Source organism: Pannonibacter sp. XCT-53, from assembly GCF_009915765.1.
Taxonomy (GTDB): Bacteria; Pseudomonadota; Alphaproteobacteria; order Rhizobiales; family Stappiaceae; genus Pannonibacter; species Pannonibacter tanglangensis.
The window spans coordinates 1-16,553 of record NZ_JAABLQ010000004.1; the positions used below are offsets into that span (position 1 = coordinate 1).

A 16,553-nucleotide genomic window follows, 5' to 3' on the forward strand; every position below is an offset into this window, starting at 1 on the left:
TGTGAAAGAGAACAAAAAGTGAACATAAAAGGGGCGAAGGGAGACAGGGGCCAGCGCGGAAACAAAGATCACCAAACAGGCAGCTCGCGAAAGGCGCCCTGAAAGCCTGACCGTTCTGGCAGTACGTGACTAGCTATCTCAGGGTTGCATTACCCCCTCGAACACTATTCATATTGAGTGCTCAATGGGATCGTGAGGGACAGCACCCGAATGGACAAGCGCTCTTTGACGGAACGCGATATCTGCACGAAATTCATTCTGCCAGCCGTCAAGCAGGCCGGCTGGGATATGATGCTGCAGGTCCGGGAAGAGCTCTTCTTCACCAAGGGCCGCATCACGGTGCGTGGCAAGCTCGTCGCGCGCGGCAACGCCAAAAAGGCGGACGTCGTCCTCTACTACAAGCCCAATATCCCGATTGCGCTCATTGAGGCGAAGGACAACAGTCACGCGGTGGGCGATGGCTTGCAGCAAGGACTGGACTATGCGGAGACGCTCGCCATTCCCTTCGTCTTTGCGTCAAACGGCGACGGCTTCGTATTCCATGACCGTACCGGCCTGCGGAATGTAAAGGAGGAAAACCTTCGCCTGGACCAGTTTCCGTCTCCTGATGAACTTTGGAAGCTCTACAGCCGATGGAAGAAGCTGGATACCTCTGCAGAAGAGCTTGTGCTGCAGGACTATTACGACGACGGTACCGGCAAGGCTCCGCGCTACTATCAAGTCAACGCGGTCAACGCTGCCATCGAGGCCATCGCCAAGGGACAGGATCGTGTCCTTCTAGTCATGGCAACCGGTACGGGCAAGACCTACACCGCCTTCCAGATCATCTGGCGTTTATGGAAGGCCAAGCGCAAGAAGCGCATCCTGTTCCTGGCTGATCGCAACGTGCTGATCGACCAGACAATGGTCAACGACTTCCGCCCCTTCGGCGGCGCGATGGCCAAGCTGTCGACAAAGTCGAAGACGATTGAGCGTCCGGACGGAACCGAAGAGGCGCTGCCACTGGCGCTTGATCGCAGACGCCGCATCGACACGTCGTCTGAAATCTATCTTGGGCTCTATCAGGCCATCACCGGCCCGGAGGAACGGCAGAAGCTGTTCCGTGAATTCTCGCCGGATTTCTTCGATCTGATTGTCATCGACGAATGCCATCGCGGCAGCGCTGCGGAGGATTCCGCCTGGCGTGAAATTCTCGAGTATTTCTCTGCTGCGACCCAAATCGGTCTGACGGCGACGCCGAAAGAGACTGAGTACGTGTCAAACACCGCCTATTTCGGCGAACCGGTTTTCACCTATTCGCTGAAGCAAGGCATCAGCGACGGGTTCCTTGCACCCTACAAGGTGATCAAGGTCCATATCGACCGTGATGTCGACGGCTACCGACCGGAAAAGGGCCAGCTGGACCGCAATGGCGAGGAGGTCGAGGACCGCATTTATAACGCCAAGGATTTCGACCGCACGCTGGTTCTGGATGATCGCACCAAGCTGGTCTCCGCCAGAGTGACCGAGTTTCTCAAGGACAGCGGGGACCGCTTCCAGAAGACCATCGTCTTCTGTGTTGACGAAGAACATGCGGCCCGCATGCGTCAGGCGCTGATCAACGATAACAAGGACCTTTGCGACGAAAACGCCCGCTATGTCATGCGCATCACCGGAAGTGACACGCTCGGTCAGGCACAGATCGGCAATTTCATCGATCCGGAATCGCGCTACCCGGTGATCGTGACGACCTCTCGGCTGCTTTCTACCGGCGTAGATGCCCAGACCTGCCGCCTCATCGTGCTGGATCGCCCGGTCGGATCGATGACGGAGTTCAAGCAGATCGTCGGACGCGGCACGCGGATCCACGAGGATACGCAGAAATACTATTTCACGCTGATGGATTTCCGGGGGGCGGCGAACCACTTCGCCGATCCCGAATTCGATGGTGATCCGGTGCAGATTTATGTGGCGGGAGCTGGCAGTCCGATCACTCCGCCCGATGATGACAACACCGGTTTTGCACACCCAGACCAAGAAGGATACACCACCGCACCGCCAACCGCTCCTGGTGCAAACGCTACATTTCCTGCGGGCGGCACAAACGCCCAGAAAAAGGTGTATGTCGATGGCATCAGTGCAACGGTTGTCGCCGAGCGTGTCGAATACCTGGATGCCAATGGCAAGCTCGTCACCGAAAGCCTGCGCGATTTCACCAAGGCGGCACTGCTGCGCCATTTCGCCAGCCTCGACGATTTCCTGAAACGCTGGAAATCCGAGGGCCGCAAGGACGCGTTGGTGAAGGAACTCGCGGCTGAGGGCCTGCCGCTGGACATGATCGCCAAGGAGCTTGGCATCGACCTCGATCCCTTCGATCTCGTCTGCCACATTGCCTTTGATCGAAAGCCGTTGACCCGGCGGGAGCGCGCCGACAACGTGAAGAAGCGCGATGTCTTTGCCCGCTATGAGGGCAAGGCGCGAGCCGTGCTGGATGTGCTCTTGTCCAAATATGCCGATGAAGGCGTCTTGAACCTCGACGATACGAATGTGCTCAAGATACCGCCGGCCAACACGCTCGGCACCGCTGTCGAGCTTGTCCGCGCCTTTGGCGGCAAGGCCGCATTTGAACAGGCGGTCCATGCGATGCAGAACGCAATTTACGAGGATGCCTCCTGAGGCTACACCCTCCGACGTGCCCATGCCGCCAACAGCAGAATGAAGCAGCCCCATGTCCGTCCGTAACACCGTCAAATCCATCCAGGATATCATGCGCCAGGATGCCGGCGTTGATGGCGATGCGCAGCGCATCAGCCAGCTCTGCTGGATGTTTTTCCTGAAGATCATGGACGATCAGGACCAGGAACTGGAGTTGACGCAGGCCGACTACGTCTCGCCGATCCCGGAGAAGTTCCGGTGGCGCAACTGGGCGGCAGACCGGGAAGGCATCACCGGAGAGGCGCTGCTGGATTTCGTCAACAACCAGCTTTTTCCGGCCTTGAAAGGCCTGCCGATCTCGGCGCAGGCGGGCGACCGCCGCCGCGTGGTGCGCGAACTGTTCGAGGACGCCTACAACTACATGAAATCCGGCCAGCTGATCCGTCAGGTGGTCAACAAGATCAGCGATGTCGATTTCAACAGCCTGACGGAGCGCCAGCATTTCGGCGAAATCTACGAACAGATTTTGAACGACCTGCAATCGGCCGGCAATGCGGGCGAATATTACACCCCGCGCGCGCTGACATCCTTCATGGTGGAGCGCATCGACCCGAAACCCGGCGAAACCCTGTTCGACCCCGCCTGCGGCACCGGTGGCTTCCTGACCTGCGCCATCCGCCACATGGAGAAGACCCATGTGCGCACGCCCGAGAACCGCGAGAAGATGCAGGCCGGCCTGCGCGCCGTGGAAAAGAAGCCGCTGCCGCATATGCTCTGCGTCACCAACATGCTGCTGCACGGCATCGAGGACCCGAGCTTCGTGCGTCACGACAACACGCTGGCCCGCCCGCTGATCTCCTGGGGGCGGGATGAGCGCGTCGATATCGTGCTCACCAACCCGCCCTTTGGCGGACGCGAGGAAGATGGCATCGAAAACAACTTCCCGACCTTCCGCACCAAGGAAACCGCAGACCTGTTTCTGGCGCTAATCGTGCGCCTCTTGAAGGATGGCGGCCGCGCCGCAGTCGTCCTTCCGGATGGCTCGCTGTTCGGCGAGGGCATCAAGACGCGGCTGAAGGAGCATCTCCTGGAGGAGTGCAATCTCCACACCATCGTCCGCCTGCCCAATTCCGTCTTCAAACCCTATGCCTCGATCGGCACCAACCTGCTGTTCTTCGAAAAGGGCACGCCGACCAAGGACATCTGGTATTGGGAACACCGCGTGCCGGAGGGCCAGAAGGCCTATTCCATGACCAAGCCGATCCGGCAGGAGCACCTGCAGGATTGCGTCGACTGGTGGGGCGGCAAGGAGCGCAAGGGCCGTGAGGAAGGCCCACAGGCCTGGCGTGTGACCCTCGAAGAGGTGAAGGGGCGCGGCTACAATCTCGATTTCAAGAACCCGCACACAGTGGCCGATGACCATGGCGACCCGGAGACCCTGCTGGAAGAGCTGATGGCGGCCGAGACCAGCGCGGCCCGCCTGCGCGACCAGCTGAAGAGCATTCTGGCCGAGGCGCTGGCCCGATGAACGCCGAGCGCCTGTTGCAGCATTATGAACAGATTGCCGATGCCCCGGATGCGATTGCCCGGCTGCGACGGTTCATTCTCGATCTGGCGGTGCGAGGCAAGCTCGTGCCGCAGGACCCGTCGGATGAACCGGCGTCGGAGTTGTTGAAGAGGATCATGGTCGAGAAAGAGCGCTTGGCCAAAGCTGGTGAGATACGAAAGCCGAAAGCTCTTGAGCCGGTCGATAGACCACCGTTTGAGCTACCTCATTCTTGGAACTGGGTTCGCATTCGGCAGGTAACAAGCGATCGTGGACAAGAAGTGCCAACCGACGCTTTCACTTACATCGATGTCGGCGCGATCAATAAAGAAGAAGGTGTTGTTGGCGAGCCAAGTATCCTCAACGCAAATGATGCCCCTAGCCGAGCGCGTAAGGTGGTCAGGCGGGGAGACGTAATCTATTCCTGTGTTCGCCCTTACCTTTTGAATATTGCGGTGATCGATACGGACTTCGTGCCGAAGCCGATTGCAAGCACGGCATTTGCAGTGTTGAACGGGCACGGATATGTCGTGCCGCGCTACATTTGGACGGTCCTTAGAAGCCCGTTTATGGTGGAATGCGTCGAAGAGACTCAGCGTGGGCTCGCGTATCCAGCCATTAACGACGCTGATTTTGCCGTTTTGCCTTTCCCTCTCCCACCCCTCGCCGAACAACACCGCATCGTCGCCAAAGTCGATGAACTGATGGCGCTGTGCGACAAACTGGAAGGGGCGCGAACGGAGCGGGAAACGAAGCGAGACCGGCTGGCGGCGGCAAGCCTTGCCCGGCTCAACACCCCCGACCCGGAAACCTTCCGCGATGACGCCCGCTTCGCGCTCGATGCCCTGCCGGCACTCACCGCCCGCCCGGACCAGATCAAGCAGTTGCGCCAGACCATCCTCAACCTCGCCGTCCGCGGCAAGCTCGTGCCGCAGGACCCGGCGGATGAGAAAAGCAATCTGCGTCCGCCTTCCGATAGCGACCAGCATGAGGCGATCCCCCTAGACTGGTCCTATGCCCGACTGAAGAATCTGCTGTCGGAGGATACGAGGAATGGTTACTCCCGCAAGCCAGATGACGCTCTCGATGGCCACCCAATACTCCGAATAAGCGCGGGTACCATTAGGCAGGATGGAGTGCTGGCTGAAGAGGAGCACAAACTCATCAGCGGAATCGATTCAAAAGCGCTCCTCCAATACGGCCTGCAGCCCGGTGATTTGTTGGCCTGCCGCTTCAACGGCAACAAGGCCTATGTGGGGAGGATGACGATCTTCCGTGACTACCTCGGCCTAAAGCCGATCTATCCCGACAAGCTAATTAGGATACGTACCGACCGCAGCGTAGCTATTCCAGAGTACCTAAGATTAGCATCAGAGAGTGATCTGGTGCGAGCGGAAATCGAGAGCATTTGCGCTACGACCGTGGGGAATTGGGGCGTAAGTGCTTCAAATTTGAAAGAGGTGCGCTTCCCCTTGCCACCGCTCGCCGAGCAACGCCGCATCGTCGCCAAGGTCGACGAACTCATGGCGCTCTGCGATCAGCTGGAAACCAGCCTGACCAGCGCCGATGAGACGCGGAAGAAACTGCTCGACGCGCTGCTGGCCGAGGCGCTGGCACCGGTGGATGCGGACGCGCTGCAGGAGGCTGCGCAGTGAGTGACCTTCCATATATCCCCCGGACCATTCACCTGCGCGCCTTCCATGGCTTCAGCCAGGACGAAGAGGACTGTCTCGGCTCCACGGGCGAGGTATCTCGCCACAGGATGATGGCTTTGGTTGGGGACGTTGTTTTTCTATAATCCCCGGAGCGCGCGCCGCCCAACCCTCAAACCCGGACGGCCATGCGATAGGCGCGCAGTTCCTCCGGATGGTGGCGGACATAGCGGAGGACATGGCGGCGCTTTTCCGGGCCGCGGACACCTGTGATGCCGCTGATCGTGCCGCAGTCTTCAAACACGTCCGGCAACGCTTCGGCACACCGGGACAATACCAGCCGCCAAAGACGCTTGAGCGTATGCGGCGACAGCGACAGCTCGGCTGCGATCTCGCCATCCGAAAGTCCGTCCAGCGCCAGCTCCAGCACACGCCGCTCCGAGGCAGAAAAGCCGATCAGCGGTGGCAGGAACTGGAACAGCACTGCAGCCGGGGAATGCGGAAAAAGCGGGGATGTATCTGACCGCTCCATCAGCGTTGCCACGCGCGCTCCGTCCGCCGTCGCGAAGCTGCCAATGCTGCGCATGCCCGAGCGCACAAACATTTCTGCGACCCGGGCAGGGTCCTCACGCATCAGCCGCTTCAGGAAGTAGCCGCGATGGCAGGACACAAAATGCTCGATCGCCCGCGTCAGCAGCGGCGGAACCAGCGGTGAACCCGGTGCAAAGGCACAGGCAAACCCAAGAACAAAAAGATTGAGACCGCCGCCGGCATTGGCGCGTCCGATGGCCGATGGCGCCAGAAGGACGGATGATCCGGCGGCCTCCAGATCGAGAAGCTGTGCCGCGAAATGCGGCGAGGGGCCTCCGCCCAGGCAGCAGCTTCAGCCTCGCCGATGAAGGCCGAAACACCCGCAGCGCCCGGTGCCCAACCGCCACCGGGCTGATGCAGTTCGATGCAGCACGCCATGATCTTCCCGGCCTTGATCAGCCCGGCGAAGACACCCGGATTGCGCAAGGCATGGCTGCCAAGCGCCTGATCCTGAGGGACAACCGGATCATCGGCTAGGTCCCGTTCGGTGACACCGGCGATGCGGCCTGGTTCACGGACCTGAAGAAGAAGGCGACGGATGTTGCGGACCTGCGCGACACCCTGATCTTCGGCCAGGCCTATCAGGGGGGGGCGCGCTGGACCCTACGGCGGCCGTTGCAGCGTTGGCGGATGATGCGGAAATCTGCGGCTGCAACGGCGTGTGCAAGGGAACCATCGTCTCGACCATCACCGCCAGGGGGCTGACCACGCTGGAGGACGTCAGGGCGCATACCAAGGCCTCGGCCTCCTGCGGCAGCTGCACGGGCCTTGTCAAGAAGGTGATGCAGCTGACCCTCGGCGACCGGTTCCAGGCGCAGGCCGTGAAGCCGATGTGCGGCTGCACCACGCACAGCCATGATGATGTCCGGCGGCTGATCAAGGCCAGGCAGCTGAAATCGATCCCCGCCGTCATGCAGGAGCTTGGCTGGTCCTCCTCCGGCGGCTGCGCCAAGTGCCGGCCGGCGCTGAACTACTATCTCGTGGCCGACTGGCCGGGCGGCTCGATGAGGCCTATCTGGCCCGGCACACCAACGGGGCGGAGGCAGCGCTTGCGGCGGCGTCGGCCTGCGACATCGCCACCGTCGCCGCTGCCGCCGGTCTTGCCGCCGCCGATGTCGGCCGCTTCTATGAGCTGTTTGCCCGCACGGAAAAGGTCGTGACCGTCTACAGCCAGGGCGTCAACCAGTCTGTCTGCGGCACGGACAAGGTCAATGCCATCCTGAATGTCCATCTGGCCACGGGCCGGATCGGGCGACCGGGCATGGGGCCGTTTTCCGTCACCGGCCAGCCCAATGCGATGGGCGGGCGCGAGGTGGGCGGCATGGCCAACATGCTGGCCGCCCATATGGATCTCGACAACCCGGCGCATCGGGACATCGTGCAGGCCGTCTGGGCGGCACCGCGCCTTGCGGCCAGGCCGGGCCTGAAGGCGGTCGACCTGTTCGAGGCCATTCATGCCGGCCGGATCAAGGCCGTCTGGATCATGGGCACCAACCCGGTCGACAGCCTGCCGAATGCCGACAGGGTGGCGGAGGCGCTCAGCCGCTGTCCCTTCGTTGTCGTGTCCGATGTCATCCGTGCCACCGACACCGCCCGTCATGCCCATGTGCTGCTGCCGGCGGCGGCCTGGGGCGAGAAGGAGGGCACGGTGACCAATTCCGAACGGCGCATTTCGCGCCAGCGTGCCTTCCTGCCGCTGCCGGGCGAGGCACGGCCTGACTGGGCAATCCTGTCCGCGGTCGCGCGGCGCATGGGGCACGCCGCGGGCTTTGCCTATGACGGCCCGGCGGCGATCTTTTCGGAGCACGCGCGGCTGTCCGGCACCGGCAACCATGGCAGCCGGGATTTCGACATCAGCGCCCATGCCGGCATTTCGGCCGAGGCCTATGATGCCCTTGCCCCTTTCCTCTGGCCGCAACCTGCGGAGACAACCAGCCTGCCAGCGCAGGGCGGGCGCCTGTTCGCCAACGGCGGCTTCTTCACGTCCGATGGCCGGGCGCGGCTTGTGGCCGTGACGCCGCCAGTCCCGGCGGTGGTCGGTGCGGGCAGCCTTGTCCTCAACACCGGCCGTATCCGCGACCAGTGGCACACCATGACCCGGACGGGCCGCACCGGGCGGCTGTTTGCGCATATCGCCGAGCCGTTTGCCGAGATCCATCCCGATGATGCGCAGGCGCGGGGAATCGCGGCGGCGGATCTCGTGGTGCTGGACAACGCACAGGGCGAGGCTGTCCTGCGCGCGGTCGTGACCGACCGGGTGCGCCCCGGCGAGGTGTTTGCGCCGATGCACTGGACTGGCCAGTTTTCCGCAAGGTCGCGCATCGACGTGCTCGTGTCGGCGGCCACCGATCCGCAGTCCGGTCAGCCGGGCCTGAAGCGCAGCATCGTCGGCCTGCGCCGTCTGGAGGCACGCTGGTATGGCTTTGCGGTTCTCGCCGGGGTGCCCGCTCACCTGCCATTTGCCTATTGGGCCGTTGCTCCCCTCGGAACCGGCCGCCGCGTCGATGGCCAGCGGCTGGAGTTCGCTGCGCTCGAGGACGCGGAACCCGAGGCGCTGGCCGCCGAGGTGCTGCAGCGCTGTGGCCATGGGACCGAGAGCCTGTCGTTCCAGTCGCGCGGCGATGGTCTTTACCGGGCGATGGCCTTCCTGGACGGGCGGCTCGTCGGCGCGGTGTTCCTGGCGCGCCAGCCGGTTGCCGTGTCGCGCAGCTGGGCCAGCGGCCTCATGGGCCTGGCCGTGCCGATGCCGGCCACCCGCTGGAACCTGCTGGCCGGACGGCCGGCGGCTGACCAGCCGGACAAGGGCGCCATTGTCTGCTCGTGCTTTCAGGTCGGGGCCAACGAGATCGGCGCTGCAGCCGTGGCCGGGGTCACGACCGTCGCCGGGATCGGTGCGCGCCTCGGTGCGGGCAGCAACTGCGGCTCGTGTCGCTCCGAAATCGCCCGGCTGATTGCCAATGTGATGGAACTGCAGGAGGAGGCCTCGCATGTTGCCCGTTCAGCCTGAATTGCATGCTGCTGCGTCTCGCAAACGCGTCGCCCGGATGGACCCTCTGGCCGTTCTCCCCGTCTTCCTGCCCCTGGCGGGGCGCAAGGTGGTCCTCGCTGGCGGCGGCGAGCCGGCGGCCTGGAAGGCCGAGCTGCTGCTGGCCACCGGGGCGGAGCTGCACCTGCTCGCCTCTGACCCGTGCCCGGATCTGGCCGACCTCATTGCAGATCCCGCGCTGGCTCCGCGCATCCGTCATTCTGCAAGGGACTGGACGCCCGCCGATCTGGATGGCGCGGCCCTGGCGGTCGCCGAGGTCGCGGAAGAGGCAGAGGCCGCAGCCTTCGTGGCTGCTGCGCGGGCGGCCGGCGTTCCGGTCAACGTGATTGACCGGCCAGAGCATTGCCAGTTCCAGTTCGGCGGCATCGTCAACCGCTCGCCGCTGGTGGTGGGCATTTCCACCGACGGGGCCGCACCCGTGCTGGGGCAGGCGGTGCGCCAGCGCATCGAGACGCTGTTACCGCGCAGCCTGTCGGCCTGGGCGGGCTTTGCCGGGCGGATCCGGGGGCATGTCGCTGCCGCGCTGGGCCAGATACGTCAGCGCCGCCAGTTCTGGCAGCGCTTTTCCGATCTCGCCTTTGCCGCAACCGCTGCGCCGTCAGGGGAGGTCGAGGCAGATGCACCGGCCTTTGTCGCCCGTCTGGCAGCCGGGACGACGACCGTCGGCGAGGTGACACTGGTGGGGGCGGGGCCGGGCGATGCCGGGCTCCTGACGCTTGCCGCGATGCGGGCGCTGCAGGCGGCAGATGTGATCCTGTTTGATGACCTCGTCAGCGCCGAGGTGCTGGAACTCGCCCGGCGGGAAGCAAAGCGCCTCCTGGTCGGCAAGCGCGGCGGACGCGAGAGCTGCGCGCAGGGTGACATCAACGACATGATGGTCTCGCTGGCCCGCCAGGGGCGCAAGGTGGTGCGGCTGAAGTCGGGCGACCCGATGGTCTTCGGCCGGGCGGGCGAGGAAATCGCCCGGCTGGAGGCGGAGGGCATTCCCGTGCATGTGGTGCCGGGCATCACCGCCGCCTCGGCCATGGCGGCGCGGCTCAAGGTTTCACTCACCCACCGTGATCACGCCCAGACACTGCGCCTGATGACGGCCCATTCACGGTCCGGCGGCCTGCCCGGGACGCTGGATCTTGACGCAGTGTCGAGCGAGGCGGCGACCACGGTCTTCTACATGGGCCGGCGCATGGCCGACAGCCTCCGGACGCGGCTTCTGGCCGAAGGCGTCCGCCCGGATCTGCCGGTCGTCGTCCATGCCAATGTCAGCCGGCCCGACGAGCGGATCTGGACCGGAACGATGGCCGACCTGACCAGCGAAACGATGGCCGGCTTTGGTGACGCCCCGGTGCTGATCGGTCTTGGCTCCGTGTTCGGCCGTCTCCTGTCCGCCAATCTTGCAGACGAGCAGCCCGCGGAACAGCGCCCCCTGCAGCTGTCTGGGGCCGTGTGCGCCTGAGGACGCCCGAGGGCACCTGAGGGCGGCTGTGGGAGCTTGGGTCTGGCGCGCGCCTCCGCGAGGCATGGTCAGGGGAACACGCTGGTTTCCTTGACGACGCCATAGACGAGGCTCGTGTTGATCGACGCAATGCCCGGGATGTGGTGCAGCTGGTCGCGCACGAACGCCTCGTAGGCCTTGAGGTCCGCGACGACCACGCGCAGCAGGTAGTCCGCCTCGCCGGTCATCAGATAACAGGCGAGGATTTCCGGGATGCGGCGGACGCGGGCCTCGAAGTCCGAGACATTCGCGCCCTCGTGCCGCTGCAGGGAAATGCGGATGAAGGCCGTGATCTCCAGCCCGCAGGCGGCTGCGTCAACCTTGGCCGCATAGCCGGTGATGACCCCGCGCTCCTCCAGCAAGCGCACCCGGCGCAGGCAGGGGGAAGGCGAGAGGTTCACCTTCTCGGCGAGGTCCTGGTTCGTGAGGCGGCCGTCCTCCTGCAAGGCACGGATGATCTGGCGATCCTTGGTATCAAGCGGTGGCATCACGGTTGTGCTCGGGCTGGTTTTGGCAGGTTCTGCCAATTGGGATTGTCAGCGTGGCATATCTTGAAAGCACATGCCAGTCCGTCAGCAGTACTCTCCTTGCATCATCTGATCTGGAGGAGTTGCCCATGACCCTGAAGTCCAACGCCGGCTTTGCAACGCGCGCCATCCATCACGGCTATGACCCGATGGAGAACGAGGGCGCGCTGACGCCGCCGATGCACCTCACCTCCACCTTCGCCTTCGACAGCGCCGAGCAGGGGGCTGCGATCTTCGCCGGCCGTGAGGGCGGCTATTTCTACTCGCGCATTTCCAACCCGACGCTCGACCTGCTGGAGCGGCGCTGCGCCGTGCTCGAAGGGGCGGAAGCCGGCCTTGCGCTGGCCTCCGGCATGGGCGCGATCACCTCGGTGCTGTGGACGTTTCTTGCGCCGGGCGATGAGGTCATCACCGACAAGACGCTCTATGGCTGCACCTTCGCCTTCCTGCGCCATGGCCTTGCCCGCTTCGGCATCACCATCACCCATGTGGACCTGACGAGCCCGTCCGATCTGGAAGCGGCGATCAGCGACAAGACGAAGATCGTCTATTTCGAGACGCCGGCGAACCCGAACATGCGGCTCGTCGACATCGCCGCCATCTCCGCCATTGCCCGCAAGGCGGGTGCGCGCACCGTGGTCGACAACACCTATGCGACACCGGTGCTGACCCGCCCGATCGAGCTGGGCGCCGACATCGTCGTGCATTCGGCGACCAAGTACATGGGCGGCCACGGCGATCTGGTCGGCGGCATTGCGGTGGGTCCGGGTGCGGACATCCAGCAGATCCGTCTGGTCGGGATGAAGGACATGACGGGCGCCGTGATGGCGCCGTTCAATGCCCATCTGGTGTTGCGTGGCCTCAAGACGCTGAAACTGCGCATGGAGCGCCACTGCGCGTCCGCGATGGAGGTGGCGCGCTTCCTGGAGGTGCATCCGTCGGTGGCCAAGGTTTACTATCCGGGTCTCGAAAGCTTCGCGCAGCATGAGCTGGCCCGCCGCCAGATGCCGGGCTTCGGCGGCATGATCGCCTTTGAACTGAAGGGTGGCTTTGCCGCCGGCTCCGCCCTGATGAACCGCCTGATGATGATCCGGCGCGCGGTGTCGCTCGGCGATTGCGAAAGCCTGATCCAGCATCCGGCCTCGATGACCCATTCCACCTACACGCCGGAAGAGCGGGCCGCGCATGGCATTGCGGAAGGTCTGATCCGCCTGTCTGTGGGCCTTGAGGACGTCGCCGACATCCTTGGCGATCTGGACAGCGCGCTGGCGGGCCGGGACGCAGCGGCAGCCTGATTTCCTTGCCCCTCGCTGCAAGCGGTGAAGAAAAACCTCTCGGCAGCAGAATTGCGAAATGGTGTTCCGGTTCGGGCGTTGAAGAACGCACGATCCGGTAACATCTTGCTGTGAAATGCTGGCATGACTTGGGCCTGGAAGCGGTACCGAACGGTACGGTTCGTGGCGAGGAGACAGGATGATGGACCAGTTGAAGGTGATCGAGCAGCGGCTCTTGTGGCTGGCCTGCTGGATGGTGCACAACGCCAACCACCTGCGCGACAAGGGCGACGGCGATGTGAAGGTCGGCGGCCATCAGGCCAGCTCCGCCTCCATGGTGTCGCTGATGACCGCGCTCTATTTCCATGCGCTGAAGCCGGAAGACCGGGTGGCGGTGAAGCCGCATGCCTCGCCGGTGTTTCATGCGATCCAGTATCTCATGGGCAACCAGACGCTGGAGAAGCTGCAGGATTTCCGCGCCTATGGCGGGGCGCAGAGCTATCCCTCGCGCACCAAGGACGTGGATGACGTCGATTTCTCCACCGGCTCGGTCGGCCTCGGTGTGGCGCTGCCGATCTTCGCCTCGATGACGCAGGACTATCTCGAAGGCCACGGCTGGCTGAAGCAGCCGAAGGGCCGCATGGTGGCGCTGATCGGCGACGCCGAGCTGGACGAAGGCAACATCTACGAGGCGCTGCAGGAGGGCTGGAAGCACGAGGTCCGCAATGTCTGGTGGATCATCGACTACAACCGCCAGAGCCTTGACGGCGTCGTCCGCGAGGGCCTGTGGGCTCACATGGAGCAGATCTTCGACGCCTTCGGCTGGCGTGTGCTGCGTCTCAAGCATGGCGCGTTGCAGCGGGCCGCCTTCGCCGAGCCTGGCGGCGACAAGCTGCGTGCCTGGATCGACGCCTGCCCGAATGCGCTCTACTCCGCGCTGACCTTCCGCGGCGGGGCTGCCTGGCGCGAGCGGCTGATGGCGGATCTGGGCGACCAGGGGGTTGTCTCCGCGCTCATCGACCGCCGCTCGGATGCAGAGCTTGCCGCCTTGATGGAGAACCTCGGCGGACACTGCCTCGACACGCTGAAGGACGCCTTCGACAGTGCGCAGGACGAGCGGCCGACCGTGTTCCTTGCCTACACGATCAAGGGCTGGGGCACGCCGCTGGCCGGGCACAAGGACAACCACGCCGGCCTGATGACGCCGACGCAGATGGAAGAATTCCGCGGCCGCATGGGCGTGCCGCACGGCGCGGAGTGGGAGCCCTTTGCCGCCGTCGAGGATGTGGCCGGGCTGAAGGCCTTCCTCGGCACGGTGCCGTTCTTTGCCCGGGGCCGCCGGCGTTACACCGCCGAGACCCTGCCGGCGCCGGGTGTCGTGGCGCTGTCCGACAAGATGCTTTCGACCCAGGCTGGCTTCGGCAAGATCATGGACGAGATCGCGCGCGCGGGCGGCCCGCTCGCCGACCGCATCGTCACCACCTCGCCGGACGTGACCGTCTCGACCAACCTCGGCGGCTGGGTCAACCGGCGCGGGCTGTTTGCCCGTGATCCGCGTGGCGACACGTTCCGCGACGAGCGCATTCCGTCGGCGCAGAAATGGGCCTTCTCGCCGCAGGGCCAGCATATCGAACTCGGCATTGCCGAGATGAACCTGATGCTGATGCTGGGGGCCGCGGGCCTGTCGCACAGCCTGTTCGGCGAGCGCCTGATCCCGGTTGGCACCGTCTACGATCCCTTCGTCGTGCGCGGCCTCGATGCCCTCAACTATGCCTGTTACCAGGATGCCCGCTTCCTGCTGGTCGGCACGCCGTCCGGTGTCACGCTGGCTCCGGAGGGCGGGGCGCACCAGTCCATCGGTACGCCGCTGATCGGCATGTCGCAGGATGGCCTTGCCAGTTTCGAGCCGGCCTATCTGGACGAGCTGGCGATCATCATGGACTGGGCCTTCGACTACATGCAGCGCGAAGGCAAGGGCGATCTGGACGAACGCACCTGGCTGCGCGAGGAGACCGGCGGCTCGGTCTACCTGCGCCTGTCGACGCGTCCGGTCGAGCAGGTGCTGCGCCGGCCGGATCCGGGCTTCCAGCAGGGCGTCATCGACGGCGCCTACTGGCTGCGCGAACCGGGCCCGAATGCCGAGGTCGTCATTGCCTATCAGGGCACGGTGGCGACCGAGGCCATCGAGGCGGCCGGCCGCATGATGGGTGCGCGGCGTGACATCGGCGTGCTGGCGGTCACCTCCGCCGACCGGCTGAACGCCGGCTGGACGGCGGCGCGGCGGGCGCGGGCCCGGGGCCACGAGACGGCGACGAGCCTTGCCGAGCGGCTGATGGGCCAGTTGCCGCCGCATTGCACGCTGATCACCGTGATTGATGGCCATCCGGCGACGCTGTCCTGGCTCGGCGCGGTGGCCGGTCACCGGACCATCCCGCTCGGCGTCGAGCATTTCGGCCAGACCGGCACGATTGCCGATCTCTACCGGCATTTCGGCATCGATGCGGATGCCATCGTGGCTGCTGCCGCCCGGATCACGCAGGGACGGCCGATCCAGCTTCGCGCGTGATGTCCCGCTGATTGAAACCGGACCGGAGGCCTCATGCCTCCGGTTCAAGTTGCCGACAAGCCCCTGAATCTCGATGTTTTCCGTCATTCCGGACAAGGTGAGCGTTCAGCGAACCGCAGATCCGGAATCCAGCACGTCTGTGCGAGCGCAGGCGAGCCCCAAGACAAGTCAGCGGGATTAGGTCTGCTTTCGTTGGATTGTGTCGCGCTGCGCGCGGCTGTCATCTGGATCCCGGCTCAGCGCCTCGCTGCCGCTTGGCTTGGCCGGGATGACGGCTGGTGGGTTCGTGCTCGAGCCGGACCGGAGGCCTTAGGCCTCCGGTTCTGTCCTGGCCGTGCCCGTGTCGTCGGTGTTGCGGGGGGAGCCATAGGCGGGGCCACGCACGGGCTGCCACAGCATCCGGTCCAGCCAGAGATCGCGGCGGGTGCGGAACTGCGGCACGCCGATGCGCATGCCCTCATGTCCCTCAGCCGGCTGCGCGATATAGGTGCCGAGCAACCGGTCCCACCACGACAGGGAAAAGCCGAAGTTCGAGTTCGTCTCGCGCGGGATCACGGAATGGTGGACCCGGTGCATGTCCGGCGTGACCAGGACCAGCCGCAGCACGCGGTCGACGCGCGCGGGCAGCCGGATGTTCGAGTGGTTGAACATCGCGCAGGCGTTGAGCAGCACCTCGAACAGCAGCACGGCCAGGGCCGGCGCGCCAAGGGCCGCGACCGCGGCCAGCTTCAGCCCCATCGACAGGAGGATCTCGACCGGGTGGAACCGCAGGCCGGTGGTCACGTCGATGTCGAGATCGGCATGATGCACCCGGTGCAGGCGCCACAGGCCGGGCACGAAGTGAAACAGCACATGCTGCAGGTAGATCACCAGATCGAGCAGGATGACGCCGAGGACCACAGCCAGCCAGACCGGGATCTCAAGCGCATGGAAGAGGCCCCAGCCACCGGCCTCTGCCTTCAGCGCCAGCCCGACGGCCAGCACCGGAAAGGCCAGGCGGACGAGCAGCGTGTCCAGGACAACCAGCGCCAGATTGTTCGACCAGCGCAGAAGACGGGGAACCTCGAGCCGGCGCGCGGGCGCCGCCAGTTCCCATCCGGCCATCAGGACGAGAACGCCGAGAAAGGCGCCCAGCCGCAAGGTCTGTTCATGCTCGAGAAGAAAGGCCTGCATTCCGGTGTCCGCCCGATGTGCCGAGAACACGCGTGCCGAGGACACGCCTGCC

The 16,553-nt window shown here is 64.5% G+C and carries 10 protein-coding genes and 1 pseudogene; 8 read left to right on the plus strand and 3 right to left on the minus strand.

Annotated elements, in window-relative coordinates; all coding sequences use genetic code 11:
• Positions 1 to 210 precede the first annotated feature (210 nt).
• Genes hsdR through GWI72_RS18590 form a run of 3 tightly spaced genes read left to right on the plus strand, consistent with a single transcriptional unit; the run spans position 211 to position 5,835 of the window.
• A complete protein-coding gene (gene hsdR, locus GWI72_RS18580) occupies positions 211 to 2,655 on the plus strand; it encodes an EcoAI/FtnUII family type I restriction enzme subunit R (RefSeq protein WP_161709609.1) in 2,445 nt (814 codons plus the stop codon).
• 52 nt (positions 2,656 to 2,707) lie between these two features.
• Complete coding sequence (locus GWI72_RS18585; protein WP_161709610.1) at positions 2,708 to 4,162, plus strand: type I restriction-modification system subunit M; 1,455 nt, start codon at positions 2,708 to 2,710, stop codon at positions 4,160 to 4,162.
• Entirely contained in the window at positions 4,159 to 5,835 is a 1,677-nt protein-coding gene (locus GWI72_RS18590; RefSeq protein WP_161709611.1) for a restriction endonuclease subunit S, read from the plus strand. The genes GWI72_RS18585 and GWI72_RS18590 overlap by 4 nt, the downstream gene beginning before the upstream one ends.
• 169 nt (positions 5,836 to 6,004) lie before the next feature.
• Here GWI72_RS18590 and GWI72_RS18595 read toward each other — a convergent pair whose 3' ends face one another.
• On the minus strand, positions 6,005 to 6,376 hold the full coding sequence (locus GWI72_RS18595) for an ECF-type sigma factor (protein ID WP_161709612.1): 372 nt from the start codon (positions 6,374 to 6,376) through the stop codon (positions 6,005 to 6,007).
• Positions 6,377 to 6,858: 482 nt separating this feature from the next.
• Between GWI72_RS18595 and GWI72_RS18600 the strand changes: the two are divergent.
• The 3 genes and pseudogenes from GWI72_RS18600 to cysG form a co-directional block, all read left to right on the plus strand.
• Positions 6,859 to 7,418 (plus strand): annotated as a pseudogene (locus tag GWI72_RS18600) ((2Fe-2S)-binding protein); the annotation flags it as partial.
• Positions 7,376 to 9,430: a nitrate reductase gene (locus GWI72_RS18605; RefSeq protein ID WP_209000185.1), complete on the plus strand. Its 2,055-nt coding sequence runs from the start codon at positions 7,376 to 7,378 to the stop codon at positions 9,428 to 9,430. The pseudogene GWI72_RS18600 and the gene GWI72_RS18605, both read left to right, overlap by 43 nt.
• Before the next feature lie 37 nt (positions 9,431 to 9,467).
• Positions 9,468 to 10,922: a siroheme synthase CysG gene (gene cysG, locus GWI72_RS18610; protein WP_161709613.1), complete on the plus strand. Its 1,455-nt coding sequence runs from the start codon at positions 9,468 to 9,470 to the stop codon at positions 10,920 to 10,922.
• A 68-nt stretch (positions 10,923 to 10,990) separates the two neighbouring features.
• On the opposite strand, the gene GWI72_RS18615 is transcribed toward cysG, so the two are convergent.
• Complete coding sequence (locus tag GWI72_RS18615) at positions 10,991 to 11,449, minus strand: Lrp/AsnC family transcriptional regulator (protein WP_161677793.1); 459 nt, start codon at positions 11,447 to 11,449, stop codon at positions 10,991 to 10,993.
• Positions 11,450 to 11,577: 128 nt separating this feature from the next.
• Between GWI72_RS18615 and GWI72_RS18620 the strand changes: the two genes are divergently transcribed.
• Together GWI72_RS18620 and GWI72_RS18625 are read left to right on the plus strand one after the other, a co-directional pair.
• Positions 11,578 to 12,783, plus strand: coding sequence for a methionine gamma-lyase (locus tag GWI72_RS18620; protein WP_161709614.1), 1,206 nt, complete (start codon positions 11,578 to 11,580; stop codon positions 12,781 to 12,783).
• A 181-nt stretch (positions 12,784 to 12,964) separates the two neighbouring features.
• Positions 12,965 to 15,328, plus strand: a complete 2,364-nt coding sequence (locus GWI72_RS18625) for a 1-deoxy-D-xylulose-5-phosphate synthase N-terminal domain-containing protein (protein WP_244314426.1) — start codon at positions 12,965 to 12,967, stop codon at positions 15,326 to 15,328.
• Positions 15,329 to 15,637: 309 nt separating this feature from the next.
• Here the strand turns inward: GWI72_RS18625 and GWI72_RS18630 are convergent, their stop codons facing one another.
• The gene (locus GWI72_RS18630; protein ID WP_161709616.1) at positions 15,638 to 16,501 is read right to left on the minus strand and encodes a sterol desaturase family protein; all 864 of its coding nucleotides are present in this window, start codon (positions 16,499 to 16,501) and stop codon (positions 15,638 to 15,640) included.
• Between the last annotated feature and the right edge of the window lie 52 nt (positions 16,502 to 16,553).

Bases quoted from the DNA above. Each gene is read 5' to 3' on its own strand.
- GWI72_RS18625 (WP_244314426.1), top strand. From the start codon at position 12,965: ATGGACCAGTTGAAGGTGATCGAGCAGCGGCTCTTGTGGCTGGCCTGC.
- GWI72_RS18615 (WP_161677793.1), bottom strand. From the start codon at position 11,449: ATGCCACCGCTTGATACCAAGGATCGCCAGATCATCCGTGCCTTGCAG.
- GWI72_RS18630 (WP_161709616.1), bottom strand. From the start codon at position 16,501: ATGCAGGCCTTTCTTCTCGAGCATGAACAGACCTTGCGGCTGGGCGCC.
- GWI72_RS18620 (WP_161709614.1), top strand. From the start codon at position 11,578: ATGACCCTGAAGTCCAACGCCGGCTTTGCAACGCGCGCCATCCATCAC.
- cysG (WP_161709613.1), top strand. From the start codon at position 9,468: ATGGACCCTCTGGCCGTTCTCCCCGTCTTCCTGCCCCTGGCGGGGCGC.
- hsdR (WP_161709609.1), top strand. From the start codon at position 211: ATGGACAAGCGCTCTTTGACGGAACGCGATATCTGCACGAAATTCATT.
- GWI72_RS18590 (WP_161709611.1), top strand. From the start codon at position 4,159: ATGAACGCCGAGCGCCTGTTGCAGCATTATGAACAGATTGCCGATGCC.
- GWI72_RS18585 (WP_161709610.1), top strand. From the start codon at position 2,708: ATGTCCGTCCGTAACACCGTCAAATCCATCCAGGATATCATGCGCCAG.